The 1,603-nt window shown below is 38.6% G+C and carries 1 protein-coding gene and 1 pseudogene; one reads left to right on the top strand and one right to left on the bottom strand.

Features of this window, described 5'->3' with window-relative positions; all coding sequences use genetic code 11:
• Positions 1-56: 56 nt before the first annotated feature.
• The gene (locus CWB66_RS10350) at positions 57-1,250 is read right to left on the bottom strand and encodes an IS4 family transposase (protein WP_138585323.1); all 1,194 of its coding nucleotides are present in this window, start codon (positions 1,248-1,250) and stop codon (positions 57-59) included.
• A 126-nt stretch (positions 1,251-1,376) separates the two neighbouring features.
• On the opposite strand from CWB66_RS10350, the pseudogene CWB66_RS22240 reads away from it, so the two are divergent.
• Positions 1,377-1,508 (top strand): annotated as a pseudogene (locus CWB66_RS22240) (transposase); the annotation flags it as partial.
• Positions 1,509-1,603 lie beyond the last annotated feature (95 nt).

The following is a 1,603-nucleotide window of genomic DNA, read 5'->3' as shown; positions in this document are numbered from 1 at the left end:
GAAGCCTCTAGAAATTTAGGGTCAAATCCTGAGGGATCCCCACAATTGCTAATGAGCTACAAGCACTCACGGCAATCCTTATTTAATTGCTTGAGTGCTTCTAAAAAAGTTTTCAGTTTTATTTTATAACCAAATTTTTCGAAGTATTGCGTCCCCAAACTAAAGCTAGACAGCACGTTTCTATTCTTTATCGTATTCGCCTGAAAGCTTCTATGCACATTCAATATTTTTGCCGTTAAACCTGCTAGCCAAAGGATAAAATTAGCAATTAATGCAATCAATAATGCGACATTCAAACGGCCTTTTTCATAGCTACGACAATGACGTAAGTTCAAACCATTACTCGTGTTTTTTAAGTCTCGAAAGGATTCTTCTATCTGCATTCGCTGGCTGTAAATTTTAACCATATCTTGTGCTGAATAATTAATATTGCACAGTGAGGTAAATAATAACCATGGCTCCGTGGCGCCTTTAGCATGTTTCAAGCTTACGCTGCAGCGAATCGTTTTTCCTCGAAGATTTTTCTTTTTTCTTTGTTTAGGCTTTGATTTAAACAAGTAAAAGTGACCACTCAATGAATTGGCTTTAGCGAGTTGTATTTCAAATAGATAAGCGGGTTTTGCTGTCGCTTTAGAATAAAGTGTTTTTACTGGTAACCAACACGTATCATCTTCTGGCTTTTGATATTGTGTTTGATGCCTCACTCTGCCTACAAAATCCCAACCAAATTTAAGCACTAACTTAAACCAAGGGTTGCGAAATCCTGCATCGGTAACGATGATCGGCTTGCAATCAGAAGGTAATATTGATTTAAGTGTTTTGAGGAAATCCTTATGCACGCTTTGCTTCATGTATTCACATTCACGAAAACTTTGCTCATAGATTGTCATTGCTCGACCTTTAACTGGCACTGCTGCTCGTAATAAATGAAACTCGCCACAAGGTGTTAACCCTGACCAATCAATCGTCACACATGGGCGTCTAATTTGACCTATAACGCGGCGAGTAATTTCTTGGTAATAATGGTAGCGAGAATGCTGGACGCGAGGGTTGCCAAATAACCTATCTATTCGTTTAATATTGTGTTTAACCTTCGCGTTGCTCTTTAATTTTCGCCCTAAAGCAGCAATGGATAAGAACTTATGTTGGCAGAGTGTTTCTACAGCTTTCATTAATGTGCAGTGGTTACGCTTATCAACAATACCCGCTGTATTAGAAAAAGTTTTATGTAATAATTTACCCAAGTGCATAGCCGATTTACTCTGTAATTTCTTTGGTCGGAAAAAACATATAAGATCAAAATTGGCTGTGCACTTCAACTGTTTTTTAAACTACCTTATTGATTTATAGTATCAAATTGTGGGGATTCGTCAGGGGTAAATCCCAACATGTTTGGTCGGTGGACAAAAGAAGCTGAAAATGATGATGGGCAGGCTTTTAGAGGGAACGGTAATTTAACCCCTGAGCAAGAAGAGAGCAGAGAGCTAAAAGCGCAAGTGAAACGCCTAGGGGCTGTTGATCTTTGTTTGAATTTTGTGCGCAAGCGGTAATCTCGTATAATTTACTTCGCCAAAAACAAACCTTACAAGATTACCATGCCCCG

The sequence above is a fragment of the Pseudoalteromonas sp. S558 genome, assembly GCF_005886635.1.
Taxonomy (GTDB): domain Bacteria; phylum Pseudomonadota; class Gammaproteobacteria; order Enterobacterales; family Alteromonadaceae; genus Pseudoalteromonas; species Pseudoalteromonas aliena.
The sequence above is the reverse complement of the archived record's forward strand: the minus strand, read 5'-3'. Positions and strand labels throughout refer to the sequence as shown.